This window comes from Pseudonocardia kongjuensis (assembly GCF_039526905.1).
Classification (GTDB): Bacteria; Actinomycetota; Actinomycetes; order Mycobacteriales; family Pseudonocardiaceae; genus Pseudonocardia; species Pseudonocardia kongjuensis.
On sequence record NZ_BAAAJK010000006.1, the window covers coordinates 289,376 to 304,675 of the forward strand.

Below are 15,300 nucleotides of genomic sequence, written 5' to 3' on the forward strand. Positions count from 1 at the left end.
TGCGACGCACACGACTAGCGGCCCGCGCGGCGCCAGAGGCGCCGCCTTGACTACCGAGAGGAGAATCTAGACACAGCGCGCCCTGCCGCTGCGGTCAGACGGTGGCGGCGTCGGCCACCGTGACCCGTGGGTGAAGGAGACCTCGACCGTTCTCGCACCGTCGACGGTGCACCTGGTGTTCAGCTATCTGCGATCGCTGTTCGGGGCCGCGGTGTCCGACCGGGTCATCGCCACGTCACCGTGCTCCGGGGTCCGGCTGCCGGAGATCGACAAGCGCGAATACTTCATCCCCGGCCCGGAGAAGGTCCACGCCCTGGCCTCGCTGATCGCGGAGCGCTACCGCGCGGTCCCCTACGTCGCGGCCGGGTGCGGCCTGCGGGGCGGCGAGATCTTCGGCCTGGAGCTGGACGACGTCGACCTCGACGCCGGAGAGATCCGGGTCGTCCGCCAGATGAAGCGGATGGTCGGCGCTCCCGCTTACCTGGGCGAGCTGAAGTCACGGTCGAGCCGCCGCACGGTCGAGCTGCCGGAGATCGTGGCGGAAGCACTGCGCGACCACATCGCCACCTACCCGCCGGCCGCTTTCGACATCGAGGACCGGACCGACCCGCGCAACGTCGTTGTGCGGCCGGCCCGGCTGCTGTTCGTCACGGGCAACGGGCTGCCGCTGCACCGTTCGAACTGGTCGACGGTGTGGCGCTCGGCCGTGCGCCGGGCACGCCTCCCCCAGGGGTTCGGGCTGCACGGCCTTCGGCACTACTTCGCGACCCTGCTGATCTACAGCGGGGCGTCGGTCAAGACGGTGCAACTCGCCCTGGGACACAGCTCGCCAATGATCACGCTGAACACCTACGCGCACGAGTGGCCGGATGCCCTGGACCGCACCGGTCTCCGCTGACCGTCCGAGTCAGGTGATCTTGTACCGGATTTGTACCGACGGGGGTGCCGCCCAGAGAAGCCGCAGCTCAGCGGCCCGGATTCAGGTAGAGGCTGCGCTTGGAGATGTACTGGACGACCCCGTCCGGCACCAGGTACCAGACCGGCCGCCCCGCGGCCACGCGCGCCCGGCAGTCGCTCGACGAGATCGCCATGGCCGGCACCTCGACGGTCGTCACCGACCCCTGCGGCAGGTGCCCGTCGGCGAGCTCGTAGCCCGGCCTCGTCACGCCGACGAAGTGGGCGTGCGAGAACAGCTCGTCGATCTTGTGCCAGGACAGGATCTGCTGGAGCGCGTCGGCGCCGGTGATGAAGAACAGCTTCGCCTCGGGCATCGCGGCGTGCAGGTCGGCCAGGGTGTCCGCGGTGTAGGTGGGGCCGTGCCGGTCGATGTCGACGCGGCTGACCGTGAAGCGCGGGTTCGACGCCGTCGCCACGACCGTCATCAGGTAGCGGTCCTCGGCGGGTGAGACGTCGCGGTCGGACTTCTGCCACGGCTCCCCGGTCGGCACGAAGATCACTTCGTCGAGGGCGAACCGGTCGGCCACCTCGCTGGCCGCCACGAGGTGGCCGTGGTGGATGGGATCGAACGTCCCGCCCATCACCCCGATCTTGCGCTGCATCGCCGCAGACTATGTCGCTCCCCCGGCCTGGTGCAGCCCCGGTGCGCCCGGATACAGGTGCCGGAACTGCACGCTGATCCGCGGCCCGGACACCGCCATCTTCGGCACGCTGTGCTGCCAGGTGCGCTGGCAGGTGCCGCCCATCACCAGCAGGTCGCCCGACGCCAGCGGGAACGACACCGACGCCCCGCCCCCGGTGGGCCGCAGCCGCAGCGGCCGGGTCGCCCCCAGCGACACCAGCGCGACGACGGCCTCGGGCCGCTCCCGCGCGACCCGGTCGCCGTGCCACGCGACGCCGTCCGCCCCGTCCCGGTAGAGGTTCACGCCGATCTGGGTGAACCGGACGCCGTACCGCTCCCCCAGCTCGGCGGCCATGTCCCGCAGCCGCACCGGCGGCCCGTCCGGCATGTCCGGTGTCCAGCGGTGGGTCAGCCGCGGCTCGTCGACCATCCGGTCGTACATCCGGCGGCGGTGCCCGCGGAACGGCACCGACCTGCGCAGGTGGTCGAACAGCGCGTCCGGCCCGGGGACCCAGCCGGGTGCGACGTCCACCCACGCACCGTGCGCCAGCTCGTGCCGGAACACCGGCGCCGGCTCCGCCCCGACCTCGGCGAACAGCGATCCCTGCCAGCACGCGTCCACCCGACGGAGCCTACCTCGGATCGAACAGAAGTTCGAGCCTCTCGCCTGGGACGATCTTCGTCATGACGTCGCCGACTCCGCGCGCCGAGGGCGCCGTCCTGTCCTACCTCGGGCTCCGGCGGGCGGTCGGCGTGATCGGGATCGGGCTGCCGTTCGTACTGGTCATCGGGGATCTGGCGCTCGGCGGCGACGGACTGCGCGACTCGATCAGCCGGTACTGGTACTCCCCGGTGCGCGACGTGTTCGTCGGCAGCATGTGCGCGATCGGCGTCTTCCTCTACTGCTACCGCTACGACCGGCCGGACCGGCTGCTGGCGAACGTCACCGGGACCGCCGCGATCGCGGTCGCACTGCTGCCGACCAGCCCGGAGACGGGTGCGACGACGGCCGGGACCGTCGTCGGATGGCTGCACCTGGTGGCGGCGGCGATCTTCTTCGTCGGGCTCGCCGTGTTCTGCCTGGACCTGTTCACCCGCGGCGACGTGCACAACCCGCGCAAGGCCGCCCGCAACCGGGTCTACCGGATCTGCGGCGCGACGATCATCGCCTGCCTGGTGCTGGCGGCGCTCGACGCCGCGCTCCTGCCGGACGCGCTCGCCGCGCGCTGGAACACGCTGTTCTGGCTGGAGGCCGTCGCGATCCTGGCGTTCGGCGTCGCCTGGTTCGTCAAGGGCGACACCGTGCTGCGCGACCCGCCGTCGTCGGACCCGGCGCCGGCGAGCTGAGGCCGGTCCCGGACAGGCGAACGGGCCGGTCCGGAGGCCCCCTCGTATCCGGAACCGGCCCGCCCACCGGGGCGGTCGGCTCAGCCGACCGGACCGGCAGCCATCTCCCCGCCGGTCGCACCGGTGATCAGCTCGAGCACGCCGGCCAGCGGCTCGGGGACCGGGGACTCCTTCTTCTCGTCCTTCTCGTGGCCGTGCTCGTGCTTGTGCTTCTTGTCGTGCTTCTTGTCGTGCTTCTTGTCGTGCTTCTTGTCGTGCTTCTTGTCGTGCTTGTGGTGACCGTGCTCGTGGTCACCGTCCTTGCCGTGGTCCTTGCCGTGGTCCTCGTGCTTCGAGTGGTCCTTGCCGGAGGACTCCTCGTAGCCGGTGGAGCCGGCGAAGGCCATTCCGGGGCCTGCGACGGCCAGGGGGAGCAGGGCCGCGCCGACGATCGCGCCGCGAACGGACTTCCGCATCTCACAACCTCCTTGTTGATCGACAGACCGTCGCAAACGGTCTTGCCGGGGTAACGAGGGCTGCGTGCGGCCGCAACGGAGCGTCACCCGATCGCGTCACGCTCCGAGGTCGTCGCAGGTCGGCGGCGGCGCATCGTCAGGAGGTGGCCCGCGTCGCGGCCTCGCCGAGGATCGGCAGGTAGGAGTCCAGGACCCAGGGGATCGACAGCACCGACGGCGCGGAGCTCGCGACCACCCGGTCGGCGCCGACCACCGGCGCGAAACCGCCGGCCGCCATCGCCGGGATCAGGTCGACGCCCGGGGTGTCCCGGAACGCCTGCTCCTCCTCCGGCGTCGCGAAGAACGCGATGAGCAGGTCCGACTCGACGCCGGACACCAGCTCCGGGCTCACCGTGTAGTAGACCTCGTCGCCGCCGGGGGCGTTCTCCTCGACGTAGGGCGCGAGCACGAGTCCCATGTCGGTGACGAGCTGGACCCGCACGTCGCCGGCCCGGAACACGCCGAGCGAACCGGCGTCCATCCCGCCCGAGTAGACGAAGGTCCGGCCCGCCAGCTGCGGGAACCGCTCGACCGCCCCGCCGAGGAGCGCCTGCGTCTCGTCGATCAGCTCCCGGGCCCGCTCCGGTTCGCCGAGCGCGTCACCCGCGATCCGGGTCTGGTCCTGCCAGCCGGTGGAGTAGGGCGCGTCCGGGTAGGCGACGGTCGGCGCGATCGACGACAGTTGCTCGTACTCGGCGGGGGTCAGACCCGAGTAGGTCGCGAGGATCAGGTCCGGCCGGGCCGCGGCGACCTGCTCCAGCGGGATCGCCGCGAGATCGTCGGTGCCGATGACCTGCGGGAACTCTCCACCGGACGCCTCGATCGCGTCGCGCACCCAGGGCAGCACTCCCTCGGCGTCACCGCCGTAGACGGTCCGCGGGATCGCCACCGGCACCACGCCGAGCGCCAGCGCGACGTCGGCGTTCGCCGCGCTCAGCGTGACGACGCGCTGCGGGCGTTCGGGGACCACCGTCTCGCCCAGGGCGTGCGGGATCGTCACCGGGAAGCCGCCGGTGCCGGCAGCGGTGGTGTCGGCCGGGCGGTCGTTCCCCCCGCAGGCGGTGAGCAGGAACAGGCCGGCGGCTCCGGCCAGCACCCCACGGCGGGTGACGGTGGACTGCGGTACTGCGACGGGCACGGAGATCCTCTTTCTGACGGGGAAGGCGAGCCTAACCTCGCTACCGGGGGAACCGGATCGGATACGGTCGTGGCGATGGACACGACGTGGCCCGTGCTGACCCCGCTGACCCCGGAGATGCGCTGGTTCCAGCGCGGTGTCGCCCTGCTCGCGGCCGGTGTCGTGACGTTGACGGCCCTCCTGGCGGTGGACGGGCTCGCGGCCTGGCAGTGGATCGCGTGGGCGTCCGGCCTGGTACTGCTGCTCGCGTCCGCCGTCGCGACGTGGCGGTTGTCCGGCGGCTGGCCCGGCCGCGTCGCGAACCCGGAGGTGCTGCGGGCCTCCCGGTGGCGGGACCGCCGGGCGGCACGGCGGGCACTCCTCGACGGACGCGAGCTGGACGCCGCCGGCCGACGGCACGCCGCCGTGGCCGTCGCCACCTGGTCGATCGGCGTGGGGCAGGTGCCCTTCTTCGGCACCGTCGTGGGATTCCAGCTCGCGCTCCTCGCGGTGCGGACCGATCCCGACGCGATCACGTTCCTCGGCCCCGTGGTGATCGCGATCGGGTTCGTCGGGTTCGTCGCCGCCGCCGTGTCGGGCAGCCGTCTGCCCGCTGCCGCCCGGCGGGCCGGGACCATGCCGGAGATCCTCGACCACGCCGTTCGGCGGGCCGACGTGCACACCCACCGAGCCGGCTGAGACCGTCGGGACGGCCCGGGGTGACCCGCGGGTAGCGTCGCCGCCATGCGCGCTCCGGACGCCGGTGACCGGGCTCCCCGACCTGCCGGCCCCCGCTCCCCCGCCGTCGCCGACCGGCCGGTCCTCCCGAGCTACCCGACTGCCGACCCCGGGCCCGGGCCCGGCCTTGGACCCGGACCCGGACCCGGCAGCAAGGCCGGACCCGGAACTGCGGCCGGTGCCGGTCCCGCAGCCGGATCCGCGGCCGCCGACGGGCCCGACCACGGGACCCGTACCGGGCCGGCGGCCGGGGAGCCCGGTACCGGCCACGTCACCCCGGCCGGGCCCTGGCCGACGGTGCGCCCACCGTCCACCCGGGCGGTCGTCGCCGGGAAGGCGGCCGCGCTGGCCGGCGTCGCCTGGTTCTGCGTCGTGTTCTCGGTCGCCACCGACGTGCTGTCCCGGGCCGAGTACCTGCTGGCCGGTGTCGTCGCCGGCGGGGTGCTGAGCGCGGTCGGCGTCGTGCTGCTGTGGCTGTACGCCTCCCGCACCCCGGCCCGGGTCGCGCCCGCCCGCGGCCCGGACATGGGGCTGGCCACCGACCGGGCCACCGCCCGGGCGGTGCTGCGCTCCGGGGGCACGCCGGACGCCGAGCAGCGCAGGCTCGTCGCCGTCGACGTGCAGGCCGACGCCCGGTTGCCGCAGCTCACCGGGGCGACGTTCGCCCTGCTCGGCCCGCTGGTCGTCGCCGTGGCGAACGCGAGCGGATCGCTGCCCTGGCTCGGCCCGGTCACGGCCGGGCTGATCGTGCTGGTGCTGGCCGCGCTGGCCCGGCGCACCTGGTCGGCGTACACGCTGCACCGGATCGCGGACCGCCGGCACGTCGTGCCGCGGTTCGAGGGCACCGGCACGCCGTGGCGGCCCTGGCCCTGACCGGTCAGCCGGCCCCGGCGGTCACCGGCCCGATGTAGCTGCCCGGCCGGGTCGCGCCGTCCTGCCGCTGCACCGCTGCACCCGGCCAGCGCAGCACCGACGACGTCGTCTCGTCCGGCGGTGTCACGACCAGCTCGGTGGGCGTCCAGTCGCCGCCCGGCAGCCAGGTGATCACGGTGTGCGCGGTGCCGCCGGGCTCCAGCCGCACCGGGGCGGGCTGCTCCGCGGAACGCGGCAGCGAGTACGACGGGCCGAAGGTCGGGTCGTCCGGACCGCGCAGGTCGGCGCCGCCGAACCCGCTCGTCGTGCAGGACCGCGACGAGGTGTTGGTCCAGACGACCGTGGTGTGCCGCTGACCGGCCTCCCCGGTCGTGGCGCCGACCGCGGCGTCCAGCTCGGCGTCGGTGCACCGGCCGGTCCCGTCCTCGTTCCCGCCGGTCGGCGCGGGTGTCCCGGTGGCGGTGCCGGTCGCCGGAGCAGGCGTCGCGGACGCCGACGCCGGCGCCGACGGGGTGGCGACCGGCCCGGCCGCCGAGGGCCAGCCGTCGCCGCCGCAGCCGGCGAGCAGCAGGCCGGCCGCGCAGGACGCCACCGCGAACGGCACCCGGGTGATCCTCATGGGGACACCCTTGCGCCGTGGACCGCTCGCCCGCATCCGGGCGCCGCCCGGTCCACCCGGCCGGGTGGCGGCGCTCAGACCGGGAGCAGCCCCTCCACGACGTCGGCGAGCTGGGTCGCGGTGCGGCACTCGTGCATCGGCAGCACCTCGGCGTACTTCTTCGCCGCGGAGTCCCCGGTGCCCCACATCCGCTGCGGCTCCGGGTTCAGCCAGTGCGCGTGCCGGGCCCGGCCGGTCATCATCGCCAGGCCGCGCAGGTTCGGATCGCGGTAGTTGGTCCGGCCGTCGCCGAGCACCAGGAGCGACGTCTTCGGGGTGATCACCGCGGCGTAGTGCTCGACGAAGTCACCGAACGCGCTGCCGTAGTCGGAGTGCCCGTCGAACGCGGTCAGCCGGGCCTCGCGCAGCACCCGCGCCATCACCCCGCCCAGCTCCGCGCCCGGCTCGAACAGGTGCGTCACCTCGTCGGTGCGCTCCACGAACGCGAACACCCGCACCTTGGAGAACTGCTCGCGCAACGCCTGGACCAGCAGCAACGTGAAGTGGCTGAAGCCGGCGACGGACCCGGACACGTCACACAGCACGACCAGCTCGGGCCGCCCCGGCCGGCGGGTGCGGTACGCGGGCTCCATCGGCACCCCGCCGGTCGACATCGACCGCCGCAGCGTCCGCCGCAGGTCCAGCCGGCCGCGGTGGGCCCGGCGGCGCCGGGCGGACAGCCGGGACGCGAGCCGCCGGGCGAGCGGATGCACGGTGCGGCGCAGCTCGGCGAGCTGGGCGGTGTTCGCGGTGAGGAAGTCGACCCGGTCCGGCTGCTTCGGGGTCGCCGAGCGGGCGACCTGCTCGCGGCCACGCTGCTCGGCCGTCCGGCGGCGCACCTCGTCGCGCACCATGTCCCGGAACCGGGCGATCCGGTCCCGGATCTCGCGGCGGCGGACCTCGGAGACGAAGTCGGTGTCCTCCTCGTGGCGCAGCCCGTCCAGGATCCGGGCGAGCAGCGTGTCCGGGGAGAGTGCGTTCAGCGCCTGGTAGGCCGACCAGTTGGGCTGTGCGGCCTGCCCGCGCACGCCCTGGCCCGCGGCGCCGGACGTGCCGATCGCCTCGACCGCCGCGCGGGCCAGCTCGCGCAGGGTCTCCTCGTCGCCGTCGCGGAGCAGATCGGCGAGGATCTCGCGCAGCGCGTCGACGTCGACCGGGCCGGTGCCGTCGCCGGTCGCGTCGTCGGTGCGGGGCACGTCGACCTCGGACACCCCGGCGCCGAGCGCGGGCGGGAACCACAGGTCGAACAGCGCGTCGAAGGTGTCGCGCTGGCCGGACCGGCGCAGCAGCGCCGCGGCGAGCCCCGCGCGGAGCTGGTCGCGGTGCAGCAGGTCGAGCGCGCCGAGCACGCGTGCGGCGTCGACCGTCTCCCCCGGCCCGACGGCGACGTGGTGCCGGCGCAGCGCGGACACGAAGTCGACGAGATGCCCGGGCAGGCCGTGCTCGGGGCCGGACGTCGGCGGTGCGGTCACCGACCCATCATGCGCGAGGGGACCGACATTTCGCGACGTCCCGGCCGTGCCGCCGAGCGACGGCCGGGACGTCGTCGTTCACCGCGGTCCCACACCGCGGGGTCCTCCACCCCTCAGCCGAGGTCCACCGGCACCGGGTTCGGGGTGAACGGCAGCTCGCCGGTGACCAGCCGCAGCGCACCGCCGAAGCCGCCGGGGCCGTTCGCGTGGTCGAGCGCGCTGCGCAGGTCGGACACCCCGTTGGCGCCCGCGACCGGGGCGAGGTTCAGCGTGGACAGCACGCCGAGCGCGGTGCCGTCACCGGAGAGGTAGCCCGAGCCGGAGTCGCCCGGGATGCCCGGCAGCACCGTGCCGACCTGGTGCGTCCAGCCGCCGCCGGTGGTGCCGAGCGAGACGCCGGTCTTCGGCCGCAGCGCGGTGATCCCCTGGCGCAGCGAGGAGTTGCCGTAGCCGAAGACGGGATCGCCGGCCCGGGTGCCGTCCGGGTCGACGCCGGTCGGGCCGCCGTAGAACGGCATGGTCGGGTTGGTCCGGCCGATGTCGGCCGGGTCGATCCGGACCAGCGCGAAGTCGTTGTAGCGGCAGGCGTCCGGATCGGTCTCGCCGGTCTCCTGCATGGTCAGCCAGGACGAGTAGGCCAGCGTGCCCGGGTGCTCCGCGCCCTCGATCTCGACCGGTGTCCCGAGCGGCAGCGAGCCGGTCTCGCAGCCGTCGATCTCGGTGGTGGCGCCGGTGCCCGCGCAGTGCGCGGCCTGCCCGAGGAAGACGTCCGCGCCGTCGGTGAACACGAAGTTCGCGGTGCACTGCGCCTCGCCCGCGGTGTAGGTCATCACGCCGGGCACGACGGTCGCCTCGTCCGGCGTCGCGAACCCGGGCCCCTCCTGGGCGGACGCGGTCCCGGCGGCCGCGACGACGAGCGCCAGCACGGCCGCCGCCGCCGCGCCGGTCCGGGCGAGGTGACCGCGGGCCGGTCGGGCCGGGCGGGCTGCCCGGGTGGTGCGGTCGCGCTCCGGCACGGCGGTCATCGGCGTCGGGCCTCCGGGTTCGTCACGGTCGGGTCACCCGGCTCAACTGGCGCGGCGCCCCGTGGTTACGCGACGTACCGCCGGATCACCGATCTTCACTCCATCGAGCGGCCCTCTTGTTCGGCCGGACGGCGGATGGTAACCGTCCGTCCAGGTCAGTTCAGTCGCAGCTCGGCGGCCGCCTTGTCGGCGTCCGAACGGTGCTTGAGCACGACGCCCAGGGTGGCCCGCACGGCGTCGTCGTCGAGGGTGTCCAGGCCGAGCGCGAGCAGCGTGCGGCCCCAGTCGATGGTCTCCGCGACGCTGGGGACCTTGCGCAGCTCCATCGCGCGCAGCACCCGCACCGTGCGGACCAGCGCGTCGGTGAGCTGCTCGGTCAGCTCCGGGACCCGGGTGAGCACGATCCGGCGCTCCAGGTCGGCGTCCGGGAAGTCCAGGTGCAGGAACAGGCAGCGCCGCTTGAGCGCCTCGGACAGCTCGCGGGTGGAGTTGGAGGTGAGCAGCACGAACGGCCGCCGGTTCGCCGTGACCGTCCCGAGCTCGGGGATGGAGACCTGGAAGTCCGACAGCACCTCCAGCAGCAGGCCCTCCACCTCGACGTCGGCCTTGTCGATCTCGTCGACCAGCAGCACCGTCGGGTCGGTGCGGCGGATCGCGGTGAGCAGCGGGCGCGGCAGCAGGAACTCCTCGGAGAACACGTCGTCGCGGGTGGTGTCCCAGCCCTCCGCGCCGCGGCTGGCGGTGATCCGCAGCAGCTGCTTGGCGTGGTTCCACTCGTAGAGCGCGCGGGCCTCGTCGATGCCCTCGTAGCACTGCAGCCGCACCAGCCCGGCATCGGTCGCCGCCGCCACCGCCTTCGCCAGCTCGGTCTTGCCGACCCCGGCCGGACCCTCCACCAGCAGCGGCTTCCCGAGCCGGTCGGCCAGGAACACCGTGGTCGCGACCGCCGTGGACGCCAGGTAGCCGGCGTCCCCGAGCCGCTCCACCACGTCGGCCACCGAACCGAACGCGGGCTGGTGGGTCGCGTCGCGTGGGGTCACGGCGATCATCCTGCCCTGCTCCCGGACGCGGCGCCGCCCCCTCCCCGCCGCGGGGTGACCCGGGTCACCCCGCGGCGGGCTCACCGGCTGCGCCGGGCGAACGCCCAGGACGCCGCCGCCAGGAACAGCACGGCCGCGCCGGCGCACCAGGCCAGCGCGACCGCCACCGTCGAACCCAGCCCCACGGCCGGGGCGCCGTCGGACCCCATGCCCACCAGCAGCCCGCGGACCGACTCGATCACCGGGGTCACCGGCTGGACCTCGGCGAACCCGCGCAGCCAGCCGGGCATCGTCTCCGGCGGGACGAACGCGCTGGAGACGTAGGGCAGGAAGAGCATCACGAATCCGAATCCGCCGGCCGCGGCGGGTGTGCGCACCACGACGCCGACGAACACCGACACGCAGGTGATGGCGAGGATGTAGGCGGTGACGACGCCCACCGCGCCCAGCCCGGCGGCGATGCCGGCGTCGGCCCGGAAGCCGATCAGGGTCGCCACGCCGAGCACGATGGCCGTCGTGACCAGGTTGCGCGCCACGCTCGCCAGCACGTGCCCGGCCAGCACCGTCGCGCTCGCGACCGGCATCGACCGGAACCGGTCCATGATCCCGTCGGCCATGTCCTGGGTGACCGCGATCGCCGTGTTCGACGCCCCGAAACCGGCGCACAGCAGGATCACGCCGGGGGTGGCGTAGGTCAGGTAGTCGGTGCCGACCTCCATCGCGCCGCCGAAGACGTAGACGAACATCAGCATGATCAGGGTCGGCATGATCAGCGCGACCAGGAGTTCGTCGGGATCGCGGCCCGCCAGCCGCAGCGCCCGCCCGGTCATGGTCGCGGTGTCCGGGCCGAACCGCGTCCACCGCGCCTGCACCGGGGCGCTCACGCCGCGGCTCCCCGGTCGCCACCGGCCGCCGCGGCCCCGCGATCGCCACCGGCCGCCCGGCCGGTCAGGGCGAGGAACGCGTCGTCCAGGCTGGGCGCCCTGACCTGCCACTGCTCGGGCACGGCACCCGTCCGTTCGACGCCGGCGAGCACCTGCCGCACGTGCCCGACCGAGCCGTCGGTGGGCACCCGCAGCGTCCGCGAGCCCGGGACCGGCAGGCCCAGCGCCGCGGCCACCCTGGTCGCCTCCGGGCCGGCGGCGAAGGTGAGCTCGACGCCCGCGTCGCCGACCCGGCGCTTGAGCTGGGCCGGGGTGCCCTCGGCGACCACCCGGCCGGAGTCGATCATCGCGACCCGGTCGGCGAGCCGGTCCGCCTCCTCCAGGTACTGGGTGGTGAGGAACAGGCCGGCGCCGTCGGCGACGACCCGCTCGATCACCTCCCACATGCCGCGGCGGCTGCGCGGGTCGAGGCCGGTGGTCGGCTCGTCGAGGAACAGCACCCGGGGGCGCCGGACCAGGCCGGCGGCCAGGTCGAGCCGGCGGCGCATCCCGCCGGAGTAGGTGTCCAGCCTGCGGTCGGCCGCGGCGGCCAGGTCGAAGGCGTCGAGCAGCTCGTCCACCCGGGGGCGCACGGCGCGCCGCGGCAGGTGCGCCAGCCGGGCCATCATCGTCAGGTTCTCCCGGCCGGTCAGCTTCCCGTCGACGGCCGCGTACTGGCCGGTGAGGCCGATGACCTCGCGCACCCGGCGGGCCTCGGACACCACGTCGAACCCGGCGACCCGGGCGGTCCCGCCGTCCGGGCGGGCCAGCGTGCTGAGGATGCGCACGGTGGTGGTCTTCCCGGCGCCGTTCGGGCCGAGCAGGGCGAGCACCTCGCCGCGGCCGAGCTCCACGCCGACGCCGTCCAGCACCCGCACCGAGCGGTAGCTCTTGCGCAGGCCGGTGGCCTGCACGAGGAGATCCGTTCCGGTCATCGCCGTCCCCCTTCTGATTACGGTACAAACTGTTTATAGCATCAACTGCTTACCGCGGACACCGTCGGCGTCCCGCCGGATCGGGACGGGAGGATGGGCGGCATGGGCGAGCACGAACCTGATCCCGGCCTCCCGCCGACGCTGCGCAGGCTGTGGGGCCGCGCGCAGCGGCCGCGGCGGGGCCCGAAGCCGGCGCTGAGCGTGGACGCGATCGTGCGGGCCGCCGCCGCGATCGCCGACGCCGAGGGGCTCGCGGCGGTGTCCATGGCCCGGGTCGGTGACGCGCTGGGCTACTCGGCGATGGCCCTCTACCGGCACGTGGAGAGCAAGGACGAGCTGCTGGCCCTGCTCGCCGACCACATCGCCGCGGACCTGGCGATGCCCGCGCACGCCGGTGACTGGCGGTCCGGTCTGCACGCCTGGACGCTCACCCAGATCGAGGCGGTGCTCGCCCGGCCCTGGTTCCTCGATCTGCCGCTGGCCACCGTGCAGCCCGGGCCGAACCGGGTGCGCTGGCTGGACGAGGCGTTCGGGGTGCTGCGCGGGATCGACCTGCCCGCCGCGGAGAAGCTGGCGATCATCGGCCTGCTGGCGCAGCACGTGCTCGCCGAGGGCCGGGTGCAGGTGGAGGCCGGGCGGGCGGCGGCGGCCGGGGCCCGGCGGGCCCGCGGGCTCCCGGCCGACGCCCCGGTCGGCGGGCTCACCCCGGACGAGCTGGCGGCGGCGAACCCGCTGAACGACTTCGAGGCCGTGCTGCGCCATCTCGCCGAGCCGGCCGACTACCCGCACCTGACCGAGGCGCTGGCCGGCGGCGGGGGCGGGTTCGCCGCCGCCGACCCGGACACCGACGTCGACTTCGGGCTCACGATCGTGCTCGACGGCGTCGAGGCGTACCTGGGACGCCGCGGCGCCCGGTGACGCGCGCGCGGAACTGTCGGGGGGTGGGTGCAGCATGGCGGGCATGACGGCTGAGGGGGACGCCGCGCTGCGGGCGCGGGCGGAGGAGGTGCTCGGGCAGCTGGCCGGCCCGGGCGCCCGGCTGCGCGAGGACCAGTGGACGGCGATCTCCGCGCTCGTCGCGCAGCACCGCCGGGCACTCGTCGTGCAGCGCACCGGCTGGGGCAAGTCGGCGGTCTACTTCGTGGCCACGGCGCTGCTGCGCGAGCAGGGCGCCGGGCCGACGGTGATCGTCTCGCCGCTGCTCGCGCTGATGCGCAACCAGATCGACGCGGCGATCCGGTCCGGGATCGTCGCGGTCACGGTGAACTCGGCGAACGCCGACGAGTGGGACGCGGTGTACGCCGACATCGCGGCGGGCGACGTCGACGTGCTGCTGGTCAGCCCGGAGCGGCTGAACAACCCCGACTTCCGGGACCGGGTGCTGCCGAAGCTGGCGGCGAGCGCCGGGATGCTGGTGGTCGACGAGGCGCACTGCGTGTCCGACTGGGGGCACGACTTCCGGCCGGACTACCGGCGGCTGCGCACGCTGATCGCGGAGCTGCCGCCCGGCATCCCGGTCCTGGCGACGACGGCGACCGCGAACGACCGGGTGGTCACCGACGTCTCCGAGCAGCTCGGGATGGGCCGCGACCAGCAGGACACGCTGGTGCTGCGCGGCTCGCTGGACCGCGAGTCGCTGCGGCTGGCCGTCGTGTCGCTGCCCACCCCGGCGCGGCGGCTGGCCTGGCTGGCCGCGAAGCTCGACGAGCTGCCCGGCGCCGGGATCGTCTACACGCTCACCGTGCAGGCCGCCGACGAGGTCGCCGAGTTCCTGCGCGAGCGCGGGTTCGCGGTGCGCTCCTACTCCGGGAAGACCGATCCGGAGGACCGGCTGACCGCCGAGTCCGACCTGCAGGAGAACCGGGTGAAGGCGCTGGTGGCGACATCCGCGCTCGGCATGGGCTTCGACAAGCCCGATCTCGGGTTCGTCGTGCACCTGGGCGCGCCGGCCTCACCGGTCGCCTACTACCAGCAGATCGGCCGCGCCGGGCGCGCGCTGGAGCGGGCCGAGGTGGTGCTGCTCCCGGGCCGGGAGGACCGCGACATCTGGGCGTACTTCGCGTCCCTGGCGTTCCCGGCGGAGCCGCTGGTCCGCCAGACCCTCGACGTGCTGTCCGACCACCCGCAGTCGACGGCGTCCATCGAGACCCGGGTGGACCTGTCCCGCACCCGGCTGGAGATGCTGCTCAAGGTGCTCGACGCCGACGGCGCGGCGAAGCGGGTGAAGGGCGGCTGGATCGCCACCGGCGAGCCGTGGGTGTACGACACCGAGCGGCACCAGCGGGTGAACGAGGCCCGCCGGGCCGAGCAGCAGGCGATGCTCGACTACATCGCGACGTCCGAGTGCCGGCTGGTCTTCCTGCGCCGCCAGCTCGACGACCCGGATCCGACGCCGTGCGGGCGCTGCGACACCTGCACCGGCACGGTGTGGTCGGACGACGTGCCGGCCGACGGCGAGCAGGCGGCGGCCGAGCGGCTGACCCGCCCCGGGATCGAGATCGCGCCGCGCCGGATGTGGCCGTCCGGGATGAAGGAACTCGACGTTCCCCTGTCCGGCCGGATCGCGGCCGGCGAGCAGGCCGGGCCCGGGCGGGCGGTCGGGCGGCTGTCCGACATCGGCTGGGGCACCCGGCTGCGCGAGCTGCTCGCCGGGCCGGACGAGCCGGTGCCGGCCGACGTGCTCGACGCGGTGGTCCGGGTGCTGGCCGGGTGGGAGTGGGAGCAGCGCCCGGTCGGCGTGGTCGGGATCGGCTCGCGGACCCGGCCGCACCAGCTCGACCACCTGGCGCGGCGGATCGCCGAGATCGGCCGGCTGCCGCTGCTCGGGTCGCTGCCGCCGGCCGGGGAGCGGCCGGGCCCGAAGGAGAACTCCGCCCAGCGGCTCGCCGCGGTGTGGTCGGCGCTCGACACCGGCGCGCTGCCCGACCTGTCCGGTGTGGACGGTCCGCTGCTGCTCGTCGACGATCTCGTCGACTCCGGATGGACGATGACCGTGGCGGCCCGCGCCGTCCGCCGGGCAGGTGCGCCCGCTGTGCTCCCGATGACACTTGCGGTCGCCGGCTGATCGACTATTGACAATCCCCTCGGGCGAGTAGAGGT

16 protein-coding genes are annotated in these 15,300 nt (G+C 74.5%); 6 read left to right on the top strand and 10 right to left on the bottom strand.

Translation table 11 applies throughout. From position 1 onward, the window contains the following. Window positions 1-130 precede the first annotated feature (130 nt). Window positions 131-898: a tyrosine-type recombinase/integrase gene (locus ABD160_RS08975; RefSeq protein WP_344020351.1), complete on the top strand. Its 768-nt coding sequence runs from the start codon at window positions 131-133 to the stop codon at window positions 896-898. 67 nt (window positions 899-965) lie between these two features. On the opposite strand, the gene nadD is transcribed toward ABD160_RS08975, so the two are convergent. Together nadD and ABD160_RS08985 are read right to left on the bottom strand one after the other, a co-directional pair. Next, on the bottom strand, window positions 966-1,559 hold the full coding sequence (nadD, locus tag ABD160_RS08980; protein WP_344020353.1) for a nicotinate-nucleotide adenylyltransferase: 594 nt from the start codon (window positions 1,557-1,559) through the stop codon (window positions 966-968). Window positions 1,560-1,568: 9 nt separating this feature from the next. Beyond that, the gene (locus tag ABD160_RS08985) at window positions 1,569-2,201 is read right to left on the bottom strand and encodes an alpha-ketoglutarate-dependent dioxygenase AlkB (protein WP_344020355.1); all 633 of its coding nucleotides are present in this window, start codon (window positions 2,199-2,201) and stop codon (window positions 1,569-1,571) included. Between the two features lie 62 nt (window positions 2,202-2,263). Here ABD160_RS08985 and ABD160_RS08990 point away from each other — a divergent pair, with 62 nt between their 5' ends. Next, window positions 2,264-2,926: a DUF998 domain-containing protein gene (locus ABD160_RS08990; RefSeq protein ID WP_344020357.1), complete on the top strand. Its 663-nt coding sequence runs from the start codon at window positions 2,264-2,266 to the stop codon at window positions 2,924-2,926. A gap of 80 nt (window positions 2,927-3,006) precedes the next feature. On the opposite strand, the gene ABD160_RS08995 is transcribed toward ABD160_RS08990, so the two are convergent. Further along, window positions 3,007-3,381, bottom strand: coding sequence for a hypothetical protein (locus tag ABD160_RS08995; protein WP_344020359.1), 375 nt, complete (start codon window positions 3,379-3,381; stop codon window positions 3,007-3,009). Window positions 3,382-3,517: 136 nt separating this feature from the next. Then, the gene (locus tag ABD160_RS09000; RefSeq protein ID WP_344020361.1) at window positions 3,518-4,558 is read right to left on the bottom strand and encodes an iron-siderophore ABC transporter substrate-binding protein; all 1,041 of its coding nucleotides are present in this window, start codon (window positions 4,556-4,558) and stop codon (window positions 3,518-3,520) included. 75 nt (window positions 4,559-4,633) lie between these two features. Between ABD160_RS09000 and ABD160_RS09005 the strand changes: the two genes are divergently transcribed. Beyond that, complete coding sequence (locus tag ABD160_RS09005; protein WP_344020363.1) at window positions 4,634-5,236, top strand: hypothetical protein; 603 nt, start codon at window positions 4,634-4,636, stop codon at window positions 5,234-5,236. Window positions 5,237-5,572: 336 nt separating this feature from the next. Then, entirely contained in the window at window positions 5,573-6,148 is a 576-nt protein-coding gene (locus ABD160_RS09010) for a hypothetical protein (RefSeq protein WP_344020365.1), read from the top strand. 4 nt (window positions 6,149-6,152) lie between these two features. Here ABD160_RS09010 and ABD160_RS09015 read toward each other — a convergent pair whose 3' ends face one another. From ABD160_RS09015 to ABD160_RS09040, 6 genes are all read right to left on the bottom strand, one after another. Then, window positions 6,153-6,767: a DUF4232 domain-containing protein gene (locus ABD160_RS09015; RefSeq protein ID WP_344020367.1), complete on the bottom strand. Its 615-nt coding sequence runs from the start codon at window positions 6,765-6,767 to the stop codon at window positions 6,153-6,155. 74 nt (window positions 6,768-6,841) lie between these two features. Then, the gene (locus ABD160_RS09020) at window positions 6,842-8,278 is read right to left on the bottom strand and encodes a VWA domain-containing protein (RefSeq protein ID WP_344020369.1); all 1,437 of its coding nucleotides are present in this window, start codon (window positions 8,276-8,278) and stop codon (window positions 6,842-6,844) included. Between the two features lie 113 nt (window positions 8,279-8,391). Beyond that, complete coding sequence (locus ABD160_RS09025) at window positions 8,392-9,303, bottom strand: serine protease (protein ID WP_344020371.1); 912 nt, start codon at window positions 9,301-9,303, stop codon at window positions 8,392-8,394. 155 nt (window positions 9,304-9,458) lie between these two features. Further along, window positions 9,459-10,343 (bottom strand): AAA family ATPase, encoded by an 885-nt coding sequence (locus tag ABD160_RS09030; protein ID WP_344020373.1) that lies wholly within the window; start codon window positions 10,341-10,343, stop codon window positions 9,459-9,461. Between the two features lie 80 nt (window positions 10,344-10,423). Next, window positions 10,424-11,227, bottom strand: coding sequence for an ABC transporter permease (locus ABD160_RS09035; protein WP_344020375.1), 804 nt, complete (start codon window positions 11,225-11,227; stop codon window positions 10,424-10,426). Beyond that, window positions 11,224-12,201, bottom strand: a complete 978-nt coding sequence (locus tag ABD160_RS09040; RefSeq protein WP_344020378.1) for an ATP-binding cassette domain-containing protein — start codon at window positions 12,199-12,201, stop codon at window positions 11,224-11,226. Before ABD160_RS09040 ends, ABD160_RS09035 begins: the two co-directional genes overlap by 4 nt. 102 nt (window positions 12,202-12,303) lie before the next feature. Here ABD160_RS09040 and ABD160_RS09045 point away from each other — a divergent pair, with 102 nt between their 5' ends. After that, window positions 12,304-13,119: a TetR/AcrR family transcriptional regulator gene (locus ABD160_RS09045; protein WP_344020380.1), complete on the top strand. Its 816-nt coding sequence runs from the start codon at window positions 12,304-12,306 to the stop codon at window positions 13,117-13,119. Between the two features lie 34 nt (window positions 13,120-13,153). Further along, on the top strand, window positions 13,154-15,265 hold the full coding sequence (locus ABD160_RS09050) for a RecQ family ATP-dependent DNA helicase (protein WP_344020382.1): 2,112 nt from the start codon (window positions 13,154-13,156) through the stop codon (window positions 15,263-15,265). Window positions 15,266-15,300 lie beyond the last annotated feature (35 nt).

Bases quoted from the DNA above. Each gene is read 5' to 3' on its own strand.
- nadD (WP_344020353.1), bottom strand. From the start codon at position 1,559: ATGCAGCGCAAGATCGGGGTGATGGGCGGGACGTTCGATCCCATCCAC.
- ABD160_RS08990 (WP_344020357.1), top strand. From the start codon at position 2,264: ATGACGTCGCCGACTCCGCGCGCCGAGGGCGCCGTCCTGTCCTACCTC.
- ABD160_RS08995 (WP_344020359.1), bottom strand. From the start codon at position 3,381: ATGCGGAAGTCCGTTCGCGGCGCGATCGTCGGCGCGGCCCTGCTCCCC.
- ABD160_RS09005 (WP_344020363.1), top strand. From the start codon at position 4,634: ATGGACACGACGTGGCCCGTGCTGACCCCGCTGACCCCGGAGATGCGC.
- ABD160_RS09015 (WP_344020367.1), bottom strand. From the start codon at position 6,767: ATGAGGATCACCCGGGTGCCGTTCGCGGTGGCGTCCTGCGCGGCCGGC.
- ABD160_RS09025 (WP_344020371.1), bottom strand. From the start codon at position 9,303: ATGACCGCCGTGCCGGAGCGCGACCGCACCACCCGGGCAGCCCGCCCG.
- ABD160_RS09040 (WP_344020378.1), bottom strand. From the start codon at position 12,201: ATGACCGGAACGGATCTCCTCGTGCAGGCCACCGGCCTGCGCAAGAGC.
- ABD160_RS09045 (WP_344020380.1), top strand. From the start codon at position 12,304: ATGGGCGAGCACGAACCTGATCCCGGCCTCCCGCCGACGCTGCGCAGG.
- ABD160_RS09050 (WP_344020382.1), top strand. From the start codon at position 13,154: ATGGCGGGCATGACGGCTGAGGGGGACGCCGCGCTGCGGGCGCGGGCG.